Origin of the sequence: Bacillus canaveralius, assembly GCF_002860125.1 — a bacterium.
Taxonomy (GTDB): Bacteria; Bacillota; Bacilli; order Bacillales; family Cytobacillaceae; genus Bacillus_BJ; species Bacillus_BJ canaveralius.
In genome coordinates, this window is sequence record NZ_PGVA01000001.1 from 151,410 (window position 1) to 172,052 (window position 20,643).

The window sequence follows — 20,643 nt, forward strand, 5'->3', positions numbered from 1 at the left end:
TTGTCAAGAAATAAAAAGTATTGCTCAAGCGCACGACTTTCCGGTAATTAAAAAGATGATCGGCTGGATGTTTGTCCTTCAAAAGAGAGTCTAATCCTTACCTGGATGGATCAAATAGTGCGCTTGTGCTGTTTAGAATGGAGGAGGAAACGTTGTACAAGTATATCATCCGACGCTTTCTTATTTTTATACCAATGCTCTTCGTCCTCACCATTGCCGTTTATGGATTAATTCAAGCCGCACCGGGAGATCCGATCGCCGGTAGACTTCTAGATCCGAATATCGATCCTGCGGCGATTGAGAAGCAAAGGGAGGCCCTTGGACTAAATGATCCCGTACATGTTCAATATTGGAACTGGGTGAAGAATGCTGCTAAAGGGGATTTTGGAGAATCGATTGCTTACAAAGGGCGTTCAGTATCTGATTTAATCAACGGCCGAATCGTCAACACACTGTATTTAGGAACATTTGCGTTGGCTCTTACGCTAATTGTCGGGATTCCGATTGGTATTTATTCTGCTCGTAAGCCATATTCATTGCTTGATTATGGCGCAACTGCATTTGGTTTTTTTGGACTAGCGGTTCCAAGCTTCTTTTTCGGCTTAGTCATCATCTACTTTTTCTCAATTCAGCTTGGCTGGTTTCCATCGCAAGGCTCAGTTTCATCTCCTGGACTTACAGGCATGGAACTGTTTGTGGACAGGCTTCACCATCTAGTCCTTCCGGGTATTACCCTTGGTTTAGCAGGAACAGCTTCATATATGCGCTATATGCGTTCAGAAGTACTTGATGTGCTTAGCAGCGATTATATTAGGACAGCTAAAGCAAAAGGAATGACAGACCGATCTGTTTTGTACAAGCATACACTCCGCAATGCTATGATTCCTATCATTACTTTATTGGGTTTTGAAATTGGTACATTGCTCAGTGGCGCCATTATTACAGAAGGGGTATTCCAATTTCCCGGTATTGGTACACTGTTTATCACATCGATCGGAAATCGTGATTATCCGGTTATCATGGCCCTTAACTTAATGTTCGGTTTCTTTATTTTATTAGGCAATTTATTGGCTGACATATTTTATAGCATTGTCGATCCAAGAATTCGCTACGACTGAGGTGAATAATATGCAACTTAATCCGCAAGATACGGTGAATACAAATCCGGAAATCCAACCGCAAGGCAAGTCGGAATATGGAAAAACGCCTTTCCAGCTTGCGCTCGCTCGTTTTATGAAAAATAAATTAGCAGTCGCCGGCGTAATCATCCTTACTTTGATTATAATTATGGTGATTCTTGCACCGTTTTTTACGGACCAGAGTCCGACTAAATCCAACTTAATGATGATTGAACGTCCGCCAAGTGCCGACCACCCACTTGGAAATGACAGCTCAGGAAGGGACAATCTTTCTCGCTTTTTATACGGCGGACGAATTTCTCTAATTGTGGGCTTTAGTGCGATGTTATTTACACTCGTAATTGGTGTAACACTAGGCTCAATCGCAGGTTATTATGGCGGAAAAATTGATGCGATCATCATGCGTGCTGCTGACATGATGCTGGTTCTTCCATTCCTTGTTATCGTATTAACGGTTGTTGCCGTTTTAGAAAAGGTAACGATCGGGCTATTTGTGACGATTATTGCGCTAACCACATGGCCCAACCTGACGAGGATTATCAGGGGAACCTATTTGTCGCTGCGAGAACAAGAGTTTATTCTCGGCGTAAAGGCAATCGGTGCCAGCGATGCCCGAATCATCTTTAAGCATTTCATCCCGAATGCGATCGGGCCAATTGTTGTAAATGCTTCATTGATGATGGCAACGATGATTATCGTTGAATCTGCACTCAGCTTTATTGGCTTTGGAATTCCACAGCCTACGCCAACATGGGGCAATATGATTTCCGAGGCGCAAAGCTTGCGTATTTTACGAAACAGCCCGGAAGCATGGATACCACCGGGACTTGCCATTTTAACAACTGTCCTTTGTATTAACTTTATCGGAGACGGTCTCCGTGATGCATTTGACCCAAAAAGTAATAGACGTTAACACCTAGACCTGCTGATGAGAAACTATCAGCAGGTTCTATTTATGTGGAGCTGTACATAAGAGGGAAAACAAACTGGCATAACATTCCGGCTTTAGATTGTGTTATCAACAAACGGAATTGGGGAAAAGTAACGTAAGGTTAAAGAACCGAAGCTAAACCGGTTCTTGTTTATATTTTAGGATCCATTTTTAAATACCTTTTTTTCACTAGGTGTGTTAATATTTAGCGGGACGAAATATAATCCTTTTAGAAGGATTAATTGTACATGGATCTTCATGATAGAAGGTTCCTTTTTCATAACAAAGGGAGGGAGATCCTTGGATCAACATAACTTAAAAGAAACGCTCTGGACTAAGTCCTTCATTATGTTAATGGCCGGTAATTTGTTTGTGTTTATGTCATTTCAAATGCTGATTCCCACTTTGCCGCCATACATTAAATCGATCGGTGCGTCGGGGCTGCAAATCGGTCTTGTCACAGCACTTTTTTCAATAGGTGCGGTCTTCAGCCGCCCGTTTATCGGGTATTTGCTCGAGTATAAGGCAAGGAAGCCGCTAGTGATAGTTGGGGCACTAGCACTTATGCTTATTACGGTGCTTTATCCGATTTCTCAAGTTGTCGTTATCTTTCTGTTGCTGCGGTTCATTCATGGACTTGCCTGGGGCTGGTCGACTACCGTAAATGGAACAGCGGCTGTTGATATTGTCCCAAACTCACGTTTAGGTGAAGGCATGGGATATTATGGCCTGTCGGTCACGATTGGAATGATTATCGCACCAAGCCTCGGTATCTATTTGTTTCAAGTCACCACTTTTGATAATTTAATTTATATTTCAGTGGCATTAGGAGTCATTGCCATTCTGCTTCTGGCCATTGCTCGCTACCGGACGCCGGAAGTTGTTGAAAAAACAGGCAAAGAGGAACTGAAATTTTCCTACTTTGGTTCGCTGATTGAAAAAACAAGCTTGTATCCTGCATTTGTAACGGTCATGATCACCTTTGGTTATGGATCGGTTGTGACATTTATCGTGATCTTTGGGGAAGAGCGCGGAATTGATCAAATCTTTCTATTTTATTTGTTCAATGCGATTATGGCATCTTTATCGAGACCATTTGCCGGTAAATGGTTTGATCGGAGGGGGCCGTTTGGACTTGTGCTGTTCTGTACGTCATTAACGTTTATCGGAATGTGGGTTCTTTCTTTCGCCCATTCGAATCTCTTCATCATCATCGCGGGAACCTTGTTTGGAGCCGGGTTTGGTTCTTTAATTCCAACGCTGCAATCATGGACATTGTCAATGACACCGCCGCACCGGCGCGGAGTGGCAAACGGAATGTTTTTTTCGGCAATGGACCTTGGGATTGGCCTGGGCGGAGTCGTGTTTGGCATACTGGCCCAATATGTTGAAACGGCTGCACTTTTCCAGATTTCCAGTTTTTTTCTCGTTATTGCCATCGTCTTTACTCTTATAGAAGCACGTAGAGGATTGATGCGCAGTCGGCGCACTGCATCTTCGCAATAACAAATAAAAAGCGATTAAGAGCGGATCTTCTCTCTAATCGCTTTTTATATTGTCAATAATGTAACAAACCGCCATCATTTTGTATTAAAAATGAAAGCTAAATGAAACTTTTTGCAATAATAACTCTGATAGAATAATAAGGATAAAGACTTATAGCATATTTACCTCTCTCTTGTCATATAGCAATTATTATACTATGGACTTGGAGGAACTTTGAGTCCGATGTCTAGTCGTCCAGCTCCAGTGCCTAGCCCTTCGAGTCGCTTCGGTCCTGCCAATGAAGTCAAAGAACGACTTCACCGTCAGGCCCTCCAGCGCTTGTCAGGGCTGTTCAAGGCACTTACGCTTTTGTTCAAGTAAGATGACTTGTAAATACGATCAGCGGAGGAACGAATTGTGGAAAAGCAATTAATCAAAAAAGAATTTTACCAAACATTTACCGATGAAAATGATGCCAGCCAGCCATCGCGTGTACTGGGTGAGCTTTACGTAAAAGAACAGCAGAAGGATGTTCCTGATTTGTCCTATATCCGTTTTGCCCAGGGGGAAGTGTACTACGCGAACTATGATTTTGAAGCTGCCATTTTTAAATGGGAAAATATCGACAATGAACTCGAGCCATGGGCAAAAAAAAATATGGCTGATGCTTATTTTGCGCTTGAAATATTATCAACAGCCGAGAGCATCTATAAATCAGTTCAAACTGATAACATCATTTTAAAAACAGAAGTTTCCCTGCAGTTATTTACCCTCTACGTACAGCAGGGCAAATTGGATAGTGCCACAAAAGTGATAAAAGAAGCGGTTGTTCTCAATCCCGATTATCCGAATATTACTGAAATCGCAAGAACTTTCTTTGAAGAGCACGGAGATGCAAGAAATGCGGTTGAATTGGCAGTAAATGAGGCAATCAGGACGCAATCACTACATTGGTTTGATCTTTTAAATACCTATATTCAAGATGGTTTAACAAAAAAGATTCAACCGGACTATTTTATGGATGTTTTGATGGCACTGTACCATTCAGATAAAAAGCGTCTTGAGAAAATAGTTGTTTCATTATGGAACAGCTACAAAGGCGAGGATACCTATTTCTCCTGGATTCGCGACATGGACCGCTTTTTAGCTGAGATTGAAGTTGACCAGTCTGTCTCCTGGACAGAGCTTTCCACCCTTTATCAACAATCTTTCCTCGATTTAATGAGTGGAAAATACCTGTTAAAACAACTATCCGGGATTGTTCCCAATCATCTAAGCAATTGGCTGAAAATTTCCGATAACAGCCATGGTTTATACTCAGCGTCTGCCGTACTGGCATGGAGCGAGCTATTTCCTTCGACGATAAAGGTTTCAGCGGCAGAAGAAGCAGAAAACGTTATTGCAGCGTTTAGGACGCGAGGTAATGGCCATGAAGAAAGCCTGCGTCTTTTTGATACAATCACAGCATGGGCGGAACAGAATGAAGTCGAGATAGGAAATCGATTTAAATGGTTGGCGGGCGAGCTGGCTGATCTCAACACGCATCATCTCCTGATTGCCGGAAGTCCGGGAAATGGGAAGTCAGCTTTCATAAATGCGATCCTCGGTGAGAATATTTTAGAACATGATGTTCAGGCAGCTGTTCTTTTTAAAGGTGATGAAGATAATGAAATCACTGAAATTGATGATTCAGAAATCCGGCATATACCCGAGTTAGCGTCTGCTTCTGCGGAAGGAACTGTTATCGATTTTAAGATTTCGAGCCGATTCTTAACTGAAAACGGGCTGTCATTGTTTAATATCCCTAACTTTAGAGGAACGCGCAGTGAAAGAAACGAGGCAGTTCAGTATCTGCATTTGGCAGACAGCCTCTTGTTTGTGCTTGATGCGGGTTCCCCTTTTACAGAGAGGGAACGTGATATGCTTGTAAAAATTGCCGGGGAAGCACCAAATCTTCCGGTCCACTTTTTATTAAATAATATTGCTTCGATTGCAGATGAGCAGGAAGCGATCAAATTGGTAGATGATACTTGGACAAGAATTCATGGATATTTCCAGGAAGCAAAGCTGTTTGCTTTTTCGTCTAATTATGAAAGCACACAGCAATTAAGCGACCTTGCAGAATTTATTCAGGCAAATGCAAGTAACGTAAACACGGTGGAAAGGCGTAATTCCAATTTGTTGTTCTTGATACGGGAAACGATTACGATGCTTCTGAAAAGCAGGGTCGAAATGGAAAATGGTTTGATCGAATCGATCAAATGGAATGAGGAAATGGCGAACAAGTTAAACGGTGCGATCAATCAGCTTAGTGATGTCGAAAAAGAAAAGATTAATATTATTCAAAAATCTTACCGCGGTAGAAAACAGAAGATAAAAAATGAACTTGAAGATCAAATTCCAAAGCTTCTCCAGGGCTGTTCAGATATCATTGAAGAGGATAGTGACTATGGCAGCCTCCATGTTAAACTGAATGATGAGATGAATAGGAGAATTCGGGAGTATCTCTCTGAAACGATGTTGCCGAAATTCAATCAGGAGCTTGAGGAATGGATTGAGTTTTCAAAGAACGAGTTTGGCGAAAGCCAGGCGTTTTTAGCCGATATGAGTGATGGCTTCAATTCGATGTTTGAAGAAGAGCGGATCAAGCTTGAGTGTGATTTCAAAGTGCTTGATGATTGGCGCCGTGATGCGGACCGGATGACGAGTGGAGTGCCTGTCGATACAGTAAATATTTTGCTTCGATTCACACCTTCCCAGTTTCTATTAAAGAGTGCGGGAAAATTGTTCGGTGCCATCCAGCAAAACAAGGTAATGCTCTATAATAAATACACACAGTTCGTAGAAAACGAAGATTATGAAGAAGCAAAAACGTTAATTATCAATAATTTTATGCAGCCATTTGAAATGTTTGAACGGACGCTTCAGCGCGATGTTACAATATTCTTCCGAAACCCGTTCCGTGTTTTGAAGCAGACCGTCGAGGAGACGCAAAGCGAAATCGTGGAAAAGCAGGCTTCACTGGACCAGATCAGAACGAATCCAGAATTGTACCGCGATCCATTAAGGATGTTCGAGGTAAGGCTGCGACAGCTAGAGTGGATGGAAATGGCGGGGAAACAGCTAAGCCATCGTTAAAAACAGAACCGCCCGGGAATGATCACGGGCGGTTCTGTTTAATTTTAAAGATCATCAAAGCCATTCGCATCTGAAGTCTTCGTATACTGGCGCGAACGCTGTTCGAAAAAATCTGTTTTGCCGAGATCAACTTCCTGATAGGCGATAATCCAGCGCATCGGATTTTTTATTGGTGCATTGGGAAAAACGAGTCGTCCATGGCCGAGTTGATTGCAGCGTTTGTTCGCCATATATTGAATGTATTGTTCAAGATCACTCATCGTAATGCCATCGATTTTATCACCAATCACTTGTCTTCCCCACTCGATTTCCAATTCTGCGGCTCTTTGATTTCGATCGCAAAATTGTCGAGATCTTCTGTTCGGTGCTGCGGATTTTCATTGAGTACTTCTTTATATATTTTTTCAAATAATCCGACATGGATTTGTTCATCACGATTGATATAGTTAATCATCGTCGAAGTAGCAACCATCTTCTGGTTACGGGCAAGGTTATAAAAAAAGGCGAAACCGGAATAAAAGAATAATCCTTCAAGGATCACATCATATATAATCGATTTCAGGAAATTCTCAACTGTCGACTCTTGTGTAAAATTGCGATAGCCGTCCGTGATAAAATCATTTCGCTTTTGCAAGGTTGGTTCGGTTCTCCAAAATTCAAACACTTCATCCTGCTTTTTCTTTGGTACAATACTGGACAAGACGTATGAATAGGAATGGTTATGGATCACTTCCTGCTGGGCGAGCATGATCATTAACGCGTTTAGAGAAGAATCCGTTAAATAATCGGCGGCTTTGCTCGCGTAGTCGGATTGAATGCTGTCCAACAATGCCAATAAGCCAATGATTTTTAAAAATGCTTCCTTTTCAATGTCATTAAGAGCTTGAAACTGTTTAATATCTTTGCTCATATTAATCTCAAAGGGCGTCCAGAAATTCGCGAGCATTACCTTATATTTCGGATAAGCCCATGGGAAGCGGACGTCATCCCAGTTCAGAATATTTGAGCTTTGTCCATTGACGATCCCTGTTGAGCGATTGGGCGCTTCCCGATCAACGAGAGCCCTTTGCTTGATTGATTCCATATCCTTAACACTCCTTCATTAGCTATGGCAGCTTTCACATTCTTCGATAACAGCGCTTGAGGTCGAGCGCACATAATAGGTCGTTTTCAGTCCTTGTTCCCATGCAAGCATGTGCAGCTCAAGCAGTTCTTTTGCTTTAATGTCGTTGCGCACATATATGTTGAACGATATTGACTGGTCGATGTGCCGCTGGCGCTTCGCGTTTTGCAGGATGCTCCATTTTTGGTCGATCAAATATACAGATTTGTAGTACCAATTAGTGTGTGGATTTAGATCTGGCGCTGTCACGGGAATCTTGTAATCTTTCTTTTCTTCTGAATACTCCTTGCGAAAAATCGGGTCAATTCCCGATGTTGAACCGGCAATGATCGCCGTTGATGAATTCGGCGCAACTGCCAGCAAATAACCGTTGCGAATACCATATTTATTGATCTCTGCTCTTAGTTCCTGCCACCTGGCTGAATGATAACCCCGCTTTTCAAAATATGCTCCGGTTTCCCAGCTTGACCCCGGGAACAAAGGATAAGCCGCCTTTTCCCTCGCAATTTCAATACTGGCTTTAATCGTCAAATAAGCGATTTCCTCATAAAGTTCATCACAATATTGGACAGCTTTATCTGTCTCCCAGGCAATTCCTTTCAATGCAAGCAAGTGATGCCAGCCAAAGGTGCCGAGCCCAATTCCCCTGTATTTTTGATTCGTCAGGTTTGCCTGCAGAACTGGAATGTCATTTAAATCAATCACGTTATCGAGCATTCTTACCTGAATGGCAATAAGCCTTTCCAAAACGCCTTCCTGAACCGCTTTCGCTAGTGAAATCGACGACAGGTTGCAGACGACAAAATCGCCAGGTTCCTTAACGGTAATGATTTTTCCATCCTCCGTTTTTTCTTCAGTTACCGTGGTCGGGCTCTGGTTTTGCGTGATTTCTGTGCATAGATTGCTGCAGTAAATCATGCCTTGATGATAGTTGCTGTTAGCCCGGTTCACTGTGTCCCGATAAAACATGTATGGAGTCCCTGTTTCAAGCTGCGAAATCATGATGGCTTTAAAAACCTCGATAGTGGGAACGGTATGTCTTGTCAAATCCTGGTGGTTGACGCATTCGAAATATTTTTTTCTAAATGTGCCGCTGCCTGGTTCTTCATCAAAATAATCTTCAAGTGAGTAACCCATTACGGTCCGAACCTCATGTGGATCGAATAGATGCCAATCCCCGCGTTCGCGGACGAGCTCCATAAACAAGTCGGGTATACAGACACCTGTGAATAAATCGTGGGTGCGCAGCCGTTCGTCACCATTGTTCAAGCGAGATTCAAGGAAAGAAAAAATATCCTTGTGCCAAACATCAAGATAAACGGCAATTGCTCCCTGTCTCTGCCCAAGCTGGTCAACACTTACGGCTGTGTTGTTTAATTGTTTCATCCACGGAATCGTCCCCGAGGAAACGCCCTTGAAGCCTTTTATGTCGCTGCCGCGCGCTCTGATTTTACCCAGGTAAACGCCGATGCCGCCGCCGTTTTTCGATAGATTGGCAATATCGGTGTTGGAATCATAAATCCCGCGCAGACTGTCCTCAACGGTATCAATAAAGCAGCTCGATAGCTGTCCGTAGCTTTTGCCGGCATTGGCAAGGGTCGGTGTCGCCACAGTCATCAGCAGATTGGACATCGCCCAGTATGCTTCCTTGATCAAGTCAAATCGTTTTTCTTTTGGTTCATTCATCATCAGCGTCATCGCAATGATTAAGAAACGTTCCTGGGGGAGTTCGTGAATTTCACCTGCATGGGATTTAGCCAAGTATCTTTCAGACAGGGTAACGAGGCCGATATATGTAAACAAAAGATCCTGTTCAGCATTGATAAGACTGCCTAAAGTCTTAATTTCCTGCTCTGTATAAGCTTGCATTAGTTTGCTGCTGTAAATTCCAAGCTTTGTGAGCTTTAGAATCAGGTCGTAAAAGCTTCCGTATTTTTCGCTTGAACGATAGCCCCTCGAGATAGACGCTTTTTCGTAAAGCCTTTCTAAATATATTCTTGCCGCAACATACGTCCAGTCCGGTTCACCAGCAGAAATTCGTTCTAATGCCGCCAAAATCATGTCATTGGCAAGTTTGTCCTTATGAATGTTTTGTTTTGATGACAGCAATGTTGAGATTTTTTCAGCAAATTCAGCTGCATGGAGACCCGGGTATGGCGCAGTTATTTGCTGAATAAACTGATGCACCTCCTGCAAATTTCCCGAGTCTAAATCAGAATAAGCTGTTGGCAGTTGTAAAGTCATGATTATATTTCTCCCTTCTAGTCAATAAAAAAAACCGCCCATCGGTAAAGATGAGCGGATAGAACGAAGAAGAATTCAGGTTATCGAAATGACCTTTTCCTCGCTCTATCCTCTCAACTCCCGAAGAAGATAGTACGTATAAAAAAGGCAGGTCTCCTGGCTCATGCTTCACTCTACTTTAAGTTCCTTCCCATGAGAGCTCTCACAGTGGATACACTTATTTCATCAGCATTTACAGTTGCGGGGACAGCTCCGGACTCACACCGGATTCCCTATTATGTCGAAGCTTTCGACACCCTTTTCATTGGAAAACACAAAATATTGAACTGTTAGCGTTATAAATCACTATATATAGTGATGTAAATCACATTATAAATTGAAAAGACAAAATTCGCAAATGAATTTTCTCAATTTTTTTAAAAAATTATAAAACAGCTGTCTAAACCTACATAGAAAAAGCGATCCAGCAACTCCTGGACCGCTTTTTAGATTCAACTTGAATTTCCACATAAAAATTTATTTAAATGATATCATTTGCCGCGGTGATATTCCACTTGATGGTTTTTAACCTAAACGACGAAAGCCCTACCTCTCTAACGTCCTTACGGCTCCGAAGCCGATCCAGTGTGAATAAGTATTACTATAAAACAAAAGTAGAACGCCTATTTTTTCATACATATCATTTCTTCAATCATTAATTCAAGAAGGGCGAATTTCTATATTATACATTATATTATCTTAATATGCAATAGTTTTTGAAAAAAACCTCTGCGAATAATGAGTCAACGTTTATAAATGGGAAGTACGCAATTTTTTTCGCGCAAAAACCATGGTTGATCCGACCAGTGGAATGAAATCGTGCTATAATTAGTGCAAACGTTTGCTCAACTTGAAAAAGGGAGATAGAGCCATGAAAAGATTATTCGAAATTAATAGCTGGAAAATCATCGAAACGGAGTTGCACAAAGAAAACTTTCGTTTAGCTGAAAGCGTCATGAGTCTTGGAAACGGCCATATGGGCATGAGAGGGAACTTTGAGGAATCTTTTTCCGGTGATCACCATCAAGGCTCTTATATTGCCGGTGTTTGGTTTCCTGATAAAACCCGTGTCGGCTGGTGGAAAAACGGCTATCCTGAATATTTTGGCAAAGTGATCAACTCCACGAACTTTATTGGCATTCGCCTGTTTCTTGATGGGGAAGAGGTTGACCTCAATAAAGCGAAAATAAAAGAATATTACCGCGAGCTGGATATGCAGCATGGTGTTTTGACAAGGACATTCACGGTTGTCGATAATGGAAAAGAGACGCTGGTTGAAACGGTGAGATTTTTATCTGTTGCAGAACCGGAACTGGCTGTTATTCGCTACTCTGTAACCGCTCTCAACTATGAAGGGAGTATGAAGCTTATCCCTTACCTGGACGGTGATGTTCGCAATGAAGACGCCAATTATGATGAGGACTTTTGGATAGAGATAAGCAAGGATGTGCAAGATTTCCAGGGCCATCTCGTTATGAAAACAAAAGACAATCCTTTTGGAACTCCAACATTCCAGGTTGCAGTCGCCATGAAGCTGGCAGTCCAGGGGGAAATGACAAAAATGGTTGCCAATATGGACACGGAATACGTGGATAATGTGATCGAGGCAAGAGCTGCACAAGGAAAAACGATCCATGTTTATAAGTATGTAGCGGTTACTACTGATAGAGACCATGAAGCTGCAAACTTAGTTCACAAAGGTCAAATGATTTTGGAACACTCTTATCAAAAGGGGTTTGACGGATTGCTTGAAGAGCATCGGCAGGAATGGTTAAAGAGATGGAGCCGGGCAGATGTTGAAATTTCCGGTGATGACGAGGCCCAGCAAGGAATCCGTTTTAATTTGTTCCAGCTATTTTCAACCTATTACGGAGAGGATTCCCGTTTAAATATTGGTCCAAAAGGTTTCACTGGTGAAAAATACGGCGGGGCAACTTATTGGGATACTGAAGCTTATGCTATTCCGCTTTATTTGTCCACGGCAGACGCCAGTGTCGCTCGTAATCTCTGTATCTATCGCCATAACCAGCTTGATGGTGCCTATGGCAATGCCCGGAAGCAGGGCATTAAAGGCGCTTTGTATCCGATGGTGACCTTCAATGGCATTGAATGCCATAACGAATGGGAGATCACATTTGAAGAAATACATCGCAACGGTGCGATTGCTTACGCCATTTACAATTATGTTAATTATACAGGTGACCGCGAATATCTTCAGGAATTCGGAGTGGACGTCCTGATTGGTATCGCACGCTTTTGGGCCGATCGGGTTCATTTTAATAAAAAGAAACAGCTTTATATGATTCATGGTGTTACCGGACCAAACGAATACGAGAATAATATAAACAATAACTGGTATACGAACCGGATTGCGATGTGGACGCTTAGCTACGCTCTTGAAGTGATCGATTTTTTACGGAAAAATAGTCATCTGGCAAAGCTGCAGGAGTTGAACATTAGCGAGACAGAAATGCTCGAATGGAAGCACATCGCAGCGAACATGTACCTTCCGTATGATGAAGAGCTTGATGTGTTTGTGCAGCATGATACTTTTTTAGATAAGGACTTAATGACCGTAGATCAGCTAGAGCCTAGCGATAGGCCGATTAATCAGAACTGGTCCTGGGACAAAATTCTGCGCAGCTGCTTTATTAAACAGGCGGATGTTCTGCAAGGGCTTTATTTTCTTAACCATGAGTTTTCGAATGAAGAGAAACGGCGCAATTTCGAATTTTACGAGCCGATGACCGTCCATGAATCCTCCTTATCTCCAAGTATCCATGCTGTGTTGGCGGCTGAACTTGGAATGGAGAAAAAAGCTTACGAAATGTACAATCGCACCGCCCGCCTTGATCTCGATAATTATAATAACGATACGGAAGACGGCCTTCATATTACAAGCATGACGGGCTCGTGGCTGGCAATTGTGCAAGGCTTTGCCGGGATGAGGACGGCGAATGAAACATTGTCATTTGCCCCATTCATTCCAAACGCGTGGGATCGCTACAGCTTTAACATTATTTATCGAAGCCATGAAATCAAAGTAGAAGTAACAAAAGACGAAGTGATTATTTCACAGCGGGGCTCAGAGCTGCAGCTGTCGCTCTATGGCGAACCGAAAACAATTTTCGCCAATGGGAAACTTAATGTACCGCTTAACGGCAAAGGAGGTCGCCATGAATAAACCGCTTGAAGCTGTTATTTTCGATCTTGATGGAGTCATTACCGATACCGCAGAGTACCATTACTTAGCCTGGAAAGCGCTCGCCGATCAGCTTGGAATTCCGTTCTCGCGCCAGTTCAACGAAGAATTGAAAGGGATTTCCCGCATGGATTCGCTTGAAAAAATTCTTACTCACGGCGGGAAACAAGCCCGATTTTCAAGCGAGGAAAAAGATCAACTGGCTGCTAAAAAAAACGAACATTATTTAAACTTGATTAACAGGATTACACCTGCGGATTTGTTGCCAGGGATCTGGAAATTTGTTGCCGATATCAACGCGGCAGGCGTAAAGCTCGGAATTGCGTCAGCCAGCAAAAATGCGATGACCGTCCTTGAAGCTCTCGGTATCAGGGAACAATTTGATATCATTGTCGATGCAAGAACAATATGTCACGGAAAACCCGATCCGGAAATCTTTATAACTGCTGCAAAGCTGCTGGAAGCCGAACCATCCGCCTGTATTGGAATTGAAGATGCAACAGCAGGCGTGGAAGCAATAAAAGCGGCGGGAATGTTTGCCATTGCGATCGGTCCTAAGGAACAGTTTGAGAAAGCCGATCTCGTCTATAATGACACTTCTGAACTATCATTTACAGAAGTGGCGAAAAGATATCGATTGAAAGAATAGCGCACGAAACCACCTGGAGCTAATATTCCAGGTGGTTGTTTTATATGGTTGACTCGTTTCGCTTTATTAGCCTTTGCCCAGTCCGAACGGGACCCGCGTTCAGACAGGCTATTGCTTTTTTGTCCATGCCCAGTCCGAACGAGACCAGTGTTCAGACAGGCTTACGCTTTTTTGGCCGTGCTCAGTCCGAATGAGACCCGTGTTCAGACAGGCTTACGCTTTTTTGGCCGTGCTCAGTCCGAATGAGACCCGTGTTAAGACAGGCTTTTGCTTTTTTATCCTCGCCCAGTCCGAACGAGACCCGTGTTCAGACAGGCTTTTGCTTTATTGTCCTCGCCAAGTCCGAACGAGACCCGTGTTCAGACAGGCTTTTGCTTTATTGTCCATGCCCAGTCCGAACGAGACCCGTGTTCAGACAGGCTTACGCTTTTTTGGCCGTGCTCAGTCCGAATGAGACCCGCGTTCAGACAGGCTATTGCTTTTTTGGCCATGCTCAGTCCGAATGAGACCCGTGTTCAGACAGGCTTACACTTATTTGTCCATGCTCAGTCCGAACGAGACCCGTGTTCAGACAGGCTATTGCTTTTTTGTCCATGCCCAGTCCGAATGAGACCCGTGTTCAGACAGGCTTTTGCTTTATTGTCCATGCCCAGTCCGAACGAGACCCGTGTTCAGACAGGCTATTGCTTTTTTGTCCTCGCCAAGTCCGAACGAGACCCGTGTTCAGACAGGCTATTGCTTTTTTGTCCATGCCCAGTCCGAATGAGACCCGTGTTCAGACAGGCTATTGCTTTTTCGTCCATGCTCAGTCCGAACGAGACCCGTGTTCAGACAGGCTTACGCTTTTTTGGCCGTGCTCAGTCCGAATGAGACCCGCGTTCAGACAGGCTTTTGCTTTTTTGGCCATGCTCAGTCCGAATGAGACCCGTGTTCAGACAGGCTATTGCTTTTTTGTCCTCGCCAAGTCCGAACGAGACCCGTGTTCAGACAGGCTATTGCTTTTTTGTCCTCGCCAAGTCCGAACGAGACCCGCGTTCAGACAGGCTATTGCTTTATTGTCCATGCCCAATCCGAATGAGACCCGTGTTCAGACAGGCTATTGCTTTTTTGGCCATGCTCAGTCCGAACGAAACCTGTGTGTTCAGACAGGCTTTCACTTTTTAATTCTTGCCCAGTCGGAATCAACCCGCATTAAACCCTGACCGAGTGACACATCAAGCAAAAAAAATAATTGAGAATTATGATAACTTTTGCAAAAATTATCTGAATAATTGAAAATATAGGAGTAATGATATCACTGGGGAAATTCTTAGCTAAAAAGAAAGTATTGATGAGGAGTGGAACGGGATGGAGATCAAGGAAACGATTGCGGTTGTATCGGGCGGCGCATCAGGACTGGGGGAAGCCACTGTTCGAAACATCGTTCAAAAAGGAGGTAAGGCTTTAATTCTTGATCTTTCCGAAGAACGTGGGAAGCGCCTTGAGTCGGAGTTGGGAAAGCGGGTCCTTTTTGTCAAAACCGATGTCACGAATGAACAGAACATTGCTTCTGCCTTGCAGCAAGGCATTTCTGTATTTGGATCTATAAACACCGTCATTAATTGTGCAGGGATCGCAACCGGCGAAAAAATACTTGGCCGACAAGGAGTCCATCGGCTCGATACATTTTCGCGGGTAATCTCAATCAATCTGGTGGGAAGCTTCAACGTTATCAGGCTTGCGGCCGAAAAAATGGTCAATAATGAACAAAACAAAGCGGGTGAAAGAGGAGTAATCATCAATACTGCTTCAGTAGCCGCCTTCGAAGGGCAAATTGGCCAGGCGGCGTACAGTGCCTCAAAAGGCGGAATTGTCGCGATGACCTTACCGATTGCCAGAGAGCTGGCCGCCTTTGGAATTCGCGTTATGGCGATTGCTCCTGGCTTATTTCATACACCTATGTTCGATACTCTTCCAGAGCAAGCACGGTTATCACTTGGTAAAATAGTGCCGTTTCCTTCCAGGCTTGGCGAGCCGCATGAATACGCCATGCTGGTCGAAAGCATTCTGGAAAATCCAATGCTGAACGGAGAAACGATTCGCCTCGACGGCGGCATCCGTATGCAGCCCAAATAAAGGGCGACGTAACCAAGGGATAGTGCTTTTAAAAGAGAATTTGCGTTGTTCTGAAAAGCGGTTAGAAAGCAAATTAAAGAAGGAGTGATCAGATTATGCTTACATTGTTTCGCTATAACTGGCAAGTGAGAGATGAGTGGTTTGACTGGTGCGAGCAGTTGCCGCAAGAAGAATACATAAAGCAGCGCACAGGGGGAGCTGGCAGTTTTCATGAGACGCTCCTTCACATTATTGATGTAGAATATAGCTGGATTCGAGCGCTCGAGGCGAAATCGGATATCGAGATTGATTTTAAGGGTTTTGAATCACTTCAAAGAGTAAGAGAGCTATCGGAACGCTATCATCCTGAGATTTTCGCATTTTTACAAAAGTGGACGAGTGACATGGAGAACTTGCGATGTTCTGCACCATGGCTGGACGACGAGTTTACACGCGGAGAGGTTTTGCGCCATATTATCGCCCATGAAATCCACCATGTTGGCCAGCTGTCTGTTTGGGCAAGAGATCTGGATTTGCGACCGGTTTCAGCTAATCTGATTGGCAGAGGCCTGATGGAAAAACCTGTGAACGATTGATACCAAAAGCAGCCGGACTCCGGCTGCTTTTGCTGTAACTATCTTGGGGAAGGTGAAGATCCTTTTGTTTTGCGGCTATTTATGATTTTCTTAACAATTGGATAAATGACAGGCGCCCATTTAATGGCGGTTTTAATTAATCTTTTCATGAAGGTCTACCTCCTAGTTTATTATTACTTATATTCCCGCGTTTCGACCGGAACAAACATAGAAGAATTCGGCAGAAAACGGCACTACAAAAGTGCTAGCATTCTTCAAAATGGCTGAATCGCCAATCCAGCGCTAGCTAGCACCTCGAATCTTCAGAGTTTCCTCTTCTTGTATCTATTTCATTTGAAAACCAACCGTCTTTTATTACTGTCCGAACTATTTTTAAAGTTATCAGCATTTTCACCATGTCTGATTTTATTAGGTTTGATCATAAAAACGTTAGGGTAGTGGAAATCTGAGTAACTCTTTTTTTGAAAGATTAGTAGAGAGAAAGGATGAGGCAATGTGTCAGACACCATTAATGTGAAAATCAACGGTGCAGACGTAACAACAAAGGCAGAGCAGACCGTTCTGCAATTCCTGTCCGACAGCTCTATTGAGATTCCCAGTGTTTGTTATCATCCGAGTCTCGGACCGATTGAAACGTGCGATACATGCATTGTTGAAGTAAATGGTGAATTAGTTAGGTCCTGTTCCACTGTAATGAGCGATGGCGATGTGATTGATACCGTTTCCCCGGAGGTGCGCGAAGCACAGGTGATCGGTATGGACAGGATTTTAGTCAACCATGAGCTTTATTGTACAGTCTGTGATTATAACAACGGGGGATGTGAAGTACATAACACCGTTAAAGAAATGAAAATCAACCACCAGAGCATACCTTTTGATCAAAAGCCATACCAGGTCGACCAATCCCATCCATTTTACCGATATGATCCAGATCAATGTATCTTGTGCGGACGCTGTGTTGAAGCCTGTCAGGATGTTCAGGTTACTGAAACGTTGACAATTGATTGGGAGCGAAAGCGTCCCCGTGTCATTTGGGACAATGATGTGCCAATTAATGAATCATCCTGTGTGTCATGCGGGCATTGTTCAACGGTTTGTCCATGCAATGCGATGATGGAAAAAGGTATGGTTGGTGAAGCCGGGTATATGACAGGCCTTGATAAGGATACGTTGCGCCCGATGATCGAAATCACGAAGAATATTGAAACTGGTTACGGCTCGATCCTCGCGGTTTCCGACATGGAAGCGGCGATGCGGGAAGAACGGATTAAGAAAACGAAAACTGTTTGCACGTATTGCGGGGTGGGCTGCAGCTTTGACGTTTGGACAAAGGGGAGGAAAATTCTCAAGGTTGAACCGCAGGCAGAAGCACCAGCGAACGGAATCTCCACCTGCGTTAAAGGGAAATTTGGGTGGGATTACGTTAACAGTGAAGAAAGGCTTACAAAGCCGCTGATCAGGGAGGGTGATTCTTTTCGCGAAGCAGAGTGGGAGGAAGCTTTGAGCTTAATCGCCCGTAAATTCACGGAAATGAAGGAACAAGACGGCCCTGACGCGCTGGGCTTTATCAGTTCATCCAAATGTACAAATGAAGAGTCCTACTTAATGCAGAAGCTTGCAAGGGGAGTTATTGGGACCAATAATATTGATAACTGTTCAAGATATTGCCAAACGCCGGCAACGATGGGGTTGTTCCGAACAGTCGGCTACGGGGGTGACTCTGGCTCAATTAAGGATATTGAAATGTCTGAGCTTGTACTAATTATCGGATCGAATACGTCGGAATCCCATCCCGTTTTATCAACAAGAGTAAAAAGCTCCCATAAGTTAAAGGGACAAAAGCTGATCGTTGCAGATTTACGCAAGCATGAAATGGCTGATCGTGCTGACTTATTTGTCCATCCAGGCGCCGGTACTGATATTGTTTGGCTGTCAGCTGTTACAAAGTATATTATCGACCAGGGCTGGGCTGATGAAGATTTTATAAGATTGAAAGTCAATGGTATGGAAGAGTATAGGAAGAACCTTGAAGTTTATACTCTGGAATACGCAGAAGACATTACGGGAATCTCAAAAGAAAACTTGATTGAGATAGCCGAGATGATCCATAACGCGAATAGTGTATGCGCGCTTTGGGCTATGGGTGTTACCCAGCATCTTGGCGGCAGTGATACAAGTACGGCTATTTCAAACTTGTTGTTAGTGACTGGCAACTACGGCCGTCCCGGTACCGGTTCATACCCGCTGCGCGGACATAACAATGTTCAGGGCGCAAGCGATTTTGGCAGTATGCCGGACCGTTTCCCATCATATGAAAAAGTAACCGATAAAGAGGTTCGTGAAAAATATGAGCGAGGATGGGGCGTAAAGCTGCCAGCACACCCTGGCCTCAACAACCATGAAATGGTCGCCGGCATCCATGCAGGCACACTTAAAGCATTATATGTGAAGGGGGAAGAGATGGGCATTGTTGATTCGAACATCAATTATGTTCATGAAGCTTATCAAAAGCTCGATTTCTTTGTAGTCCAGGATATTTTCTTATCGCGCACTGCCGAGTTTGCCGATGTCGTTCTTCCGGCAAGCCCCAGCCTTGAAAAGGACGGGACTTTTACCAATACTGAACGGCGGATCCAGCGGCTGTACCAGGTTTTTGACCCACTTGGAGATTCCAAACCGGACTGGCAAATCGTTATGGACATTGCCAATTCACTAGGGGCTGGCTGGAAATATGAACATCCAAGCGAAATCATGGCCGAAGCAGCCCAGCTTGCACCGCTATTTGCCGGTGTCAGCTACGAACGTCTTCAAGGTTATAATAGCTTGCAATGGCCGGTTGCTGAAGACGGAACGGATACGCCGGTCCTATTTCTTGATGGATTTCCGTTCCCTGATGGGAAAGCACAGCTTTTTTCGGTCAATTGGTCGAAGCCGCTTGATTTTGGTGAAGAGTATGACTTGCATGTCAATAATGGCCGATTGCTTGAACATTTTCATGAAGGCAATATGACATATAAATCAGCGGGAATTTCGGAAAAAACACCGCGCGTGTTTTTGGAGATTTCTCCTGAATTAGCAGCGGAAAGAGGCTTGAAGGATGGCACGCTCGTCCGCCTGTCGTCGCCATATGGAAATGTAAAAGTGCAATGCCATATTACCGACAGGGTTAGGGGAAAAGAAGTTTACCTTCCTATGAATGATGCAGGCGAAGCAGCTATCAATCTATTAACGAGCAGCTACGGGGATAAGGATACAGATACTCCTGCGTACAAAGAAGTACAAGCCAAGCTTGAAATATTAAAAGAAGAGGGTATTAATCCGCTGCCAAAAATCAATCACAGGTATGGAAATCCGCAGCCGCAAATCGGTGTCCAGGTTCAAAAGAAATGGGCCCGCAGCGATTATATTTTCCCGGGCGATCTTGTGAAAAAGGAGCGGAAGCAGCATGGCTAAAGCGATCAAAAAAATCCATCGCATTGAAGTAAATGAACAAGAGAAGCGTAAAAAGGATCTTCGTGAGGTTGAAGATGCGCTGATCGACAACAAGGAGGCGATCCTTCAGTCGCTTCAAGTCCTACACCACATGCATGAAAGGGGGATTCTTTCTGTCTTAAACGGCCTTTTAGGGCAGGGAGACAGGGTCCTGAATATTCTTGTGAAAGCAGCCGACAAGCCTGAAAACACCAATGCCATCAAAAACCTGCTGTTAATGGTCGGAACTCTCGGGATGATTAACGTCCAACAGCTGGAGCCTTTTTTATTAAAAGTTGATGCCGGGATCGCTAGAGTAGCGAAACATGCAAACACAGAAGAAAAAACAAGTTATTTTGACCTTGTTGGAGCATTGAAGGACCCGGAAATCAACCGGGCTGTTACACTATTGCTTAACTTTCTGAAGGGTATGGGCCAGGATACGGAGGAGTTCGAGCGCAATACTGACGGTGCTTCGCCAGCCCAGCAGCAAAAATATGGAGAAACCCTTGAGTGATATGCGGATTTAGGG

General features: G+C 43.8%; 12 protein-coding genes, 1 pseudogene and 1 riboswitch. Of the genes and pseudogenes, 10 read left to right on the forward strand and 3 right to left on the reverse strand.

The annotated features are described in order from the left end of the window. Positions 1-152 precede the first annotated feature (152 nt). The 4 genes from CU635_RS00670 to CU635_RS00685 all read left to right on the forward strand — a co-directional run bounded on the left by CU635_RS00670 (position 153) and on the right by CU635_RS00685 (position 6,693). The gene (locus tag CU635_RS00670; protein ID WP_101575245.1) at positions 153-1,118 is read left to right on the forward strand and encodes an ABC transporter permease; all 966 of its coding nucleotides are present in this window, start codon (positions 153-155) and stop codon (positions 1,116-1,118) included. A 10-nt stretch (positions 1,119-1,128) separates the two neighbouring features. Next, positions 1,129-2,052, forward strand: coding sequence for an oligopeptide ABC transporter permease (gene opp4C, locus CU635_RS00675; protein ID WP_101575246.1), 924 nt, complete (start codon positions 1,129-1,131; stop codon positions 2,050-2,052). A 366-nt stretch (positions 2,053-2,418) separates the two neighbouring features. Further along, on the forward strand, positions 2,419-3,576 hold the full coding sequence (locus tag CU635_RS00680) for an MFS transporter (protein ID WP_245917237.1): 1,158 nt from the start codon (positions 2,419-2,421) through the stop codon (positions 3,574-3,576). Between the two features lie 396 nt (positions 3,577-3,972). Continuing rightward, positions 3,973-6,693, forward strand: coding sequence for a P-loop NTPase family protein (locus CU635_RS00685; protein ID WP_245917229.1), 2,721 nt, complete (start codon positions 3,973-3,975; stop codon positions 6,691-6,693). A gap of 44 nt (positions 6,694-6,737) precedes the next feature. Here the strand turns inward: CU635_RS00685 and CU635_RS00690 are convergent. Then, a pseudogene (locus CU635_RS00690) lies at positions 6,738-7,777 on the reverse strand (ribonucleotide-diphosphate reductase subunit beta). A gap of 18 nt (positions 7,778-7,795) precedes the next feature. Then, positions 7,796-10,060 carry a ribonucleoside-diphosphate reductase subunit alpha gene (locus CU635_RS00695; protein ID WP_101575249.1) on the reverse strand — a complete coding sequence of 755 codons (2,265 nt, stop codon included), beginning with the start codon at positions 10,058-10,060 and terminating at the stop codon, positions 7,796-7,798. 129 nt (positions 10,061-10,189) lie between these two features. Further along, positions 10,190-10,375, reverse strand: a riboswitch (cobalamin riboswitch). Positions 10,376-10,970: 595 nt separating this feature from the next. Between CU635_RS00695 and CU635_RS00700 the strand changes: the two genes are divergently transcribed. The 4 genes from CU635_RS00700 to CU635_RS00715 all read left to right on the forward strand — a co-directional run bounded on the left by CU635_RS00700 (position 10,971) and on the right by CU635_RS00715 (position 16,640). Next, a complete protein-coding gene (locus tag CU635_RS00700; RefSeq protein WP_101575250.1) occupies positions 10,971-13,283 on the forward strand; it encodes a glycoside hydrolase family 65 protein in 2,313 nt (770 codons plus the stop codon). Next, on the forward strand, positions 13,276-13,950 hold the full coding sequence (pgmB, locus tag CU635_RS00705) for a beta-phosphoglucomutase (protein ID WP_101575251.1): 675 nt from the start codon (positions 13,276-13,278) through the stop codon (positions 13,948-13,950). Before CU635_RS00700 ends, pgmB begins: the two co-directional genes overlap by 8 nt. A 1,347-nt stretch (positions 13,951-15,297) precedes the next feature. Next, entirely contained in the window at positions 15,298-16,065 is a 768-nt protein-coding gene (locus CU635_RS00710; RefSeq protein WP_101575252.1) for a 3-hydroxyacyl-CoA dehydrogenase, read from the forward strand. 95 nt (positions 16,066-16,160) lie between these two features. After that, a complete protein-coding gene (locus CU635_RS00715) occupies positions 16,161-16,640 on the forward strand; it encodes a DinB family protein (RefSeq protein WP_101575253.1) in 480 nt (159 codons plus the stop codon). 38 nt (positions 16,641-16,678) lie between these two features. Here the strand turns inward: CU635_RS00715 and CU635_RS23690 are convergent, their stop codons facing one another. After that, positions 16,679-16,789 (reverse strand): hypothetical protein, encoded by a 111-nt coding sequence (locus tag CU635_RS23690; protein ID WP_245917230.1) that lies wholly within the window; start codon positions 16,787-16,789, stop codon positions 16,679-16,681. 346 nt (positions 16,790-17,135) lie between these two features. On the opposite strand from CU635_RS23690, the gene fdhF reads away from it, so the two are divergent. Further along, on the forward strand, positions 17,136-20,093 hold the full coding sequence (gene fdhF, locus CU635_RS00720; RefSeq protein WP_101575254.1) for a formate dehydrogenase subunit alpha: 2,958 nt from the start codon (positions 17,136-17,138) through the stop codon (positions 20,091-20,093). Further along, positions 20,086-20,628, forward strand: a complete 543-nt coding sequence (locus CU635_RS00725) for a helical membrane plugin domain-containing protein (RefSeq protein WP_101575255.1) — start codon at positions 20,086-20,088, stop codon at positions 20,626-20,628. The genes fdhF and CU635_RS00725 overlap by 8 nt, the downstream gene beginning before the upstream one ends. Positions 20,629-20,643: the final 15 nt, after the last annotated feature.

Bases quoted from the DNA above. Each gene is read 5' to 3' on its own strand.
- opp4C (WP_101575246.1), top strand. From the start codon at position 1,129: ATGCAACTTAATCCGCAAGATACGGTGAATACAAATCCGGAAATCCAA.
- CU635_RS00680 (WP_245917237.1), top strand. From the start codon at position 2,419: ATGTTAATGGCCGGTAATTTGTTTGTGTTTATGTCATTTCAAATGCTG.
- CU635_RS00695 (WP_101575249.1), bottom strand. From the start codon at position 10,060: ATGACTTTACAACTGCCAACAGCTTATTCTGATTTAGACTCGGGAAAT.
- CU635_RS00700 (WP_101575250.1), top strand. From the start codon at position 10,971: ATGAAAAGATTATTCGAAATTAATAGCTGGAAAATCATCGAAACGGAG.
- pgmB (WP_101575251.1), top strand. From the start codon at position 13,276: ATGAATAAACCGCTTGAAGCTGTTATTTTCGATCTTGATGGAGTCATT.
- CU635_RS00710 (WP_101575252.1), top strand. From the start codon at position 15,298: ATGGAGATCAAGGAAACGATTGCGGTTGTATCGGGCGGCGCATCAGGA.
- CU635_RS00715 (WP_101575253.1), top strand. From the start codon at position 16,161: ATGCTTACATTGTTTCGCTATAACTGGCAAGTGAGAGATGAGTGGTTT.
- CU635_RS23690 (WP_245917230.1), bottom strand. From the start codon at position 16,789: ATGAAAAGATTAATTAAAACCGCCATTAAATGGGCGCCTGTCATTTAT.
- CU635_RS00725 (WP_101575255.1), top strand. From the start codon at position 20,086: ATGGCTAAAGCGATCAAAAAAATCCATCGCATTGAAGTAAATGAACAA.